This window comes from Bacillus sp. AFS037270, from assembly GCF_002585305.1.
Genome location: NZ_NUNF01000111.1, coordinates 1 through 625, shown reverse-complemented (window position 1 = coordinate 625; position 625 = coordinate 1). Strand labels below are relative to the sequence as shown.

Annotated in this window: 1 protein-coding gene; it reads left to right on the top strand. The window is 41.8% G+C overall.

What is annotated here, in order from left to right:
- Positions 1 to 35: 35 nt before the first annotated feature.
- The coding region (locus COD92_RS30655) for a family 78 glycoside hydrolase catalytic domain (protein ID WP_218014496.1) at positions 36 to 625 on the top strand (590 nt) is incomplete at its 3' end.

The window sequence follows — 625 nt, the reverse complement described above, 5'->3', positions numbered from 1 at the left end:
TGACAACTGGAAAGATCCGTAGCAGTGAAATTTATATGGGAGAAACCATTGATTCCACTTTTAAAGAGGAAAGGTCCTATAACACAGTAGGATATTCTTTTAACAAAGACCTTTTTATTGGGCAGGAAAGTGAGCCTGTAAGTATTACCGAAAAAATTCCGGCTAAAGATTATATTGTAACCCCAAAAGGGGAGAAGTTAATCGACTTCGGCCAAAACATGACTGGTTTTGTAGAGGTCAAGGTAAAAGGTGAACCAGGGCAGAAAATTACCATCCGACATGCGGAAGTATTGGATAAAGAGGGGAATTTTTATCCAGACACCCTTCGTCAGGCAATATCCCATGATGTTTATATTTGCAATGGAGAAGAGCAAACCTTCCTGCCGCACTTCACCTTCCATGGCTTCCGTTATATTTGCATTGAGGGACTTGAGGATATAGAACTCGAAAATTTTACTGCCTGCGTACTTCATACAGAGATGGAAGAGACGGGAACATTTACAAGTTCTAATCCCCTTGTAAACCAACTGCAAAGTAATATCCAATGGGGGCAGAGAGGCAATTTTCTGGACATCCCTACAGATTGTCCGCAAAGGGATGAAAGACTTGGCTGGACAGGTGATGC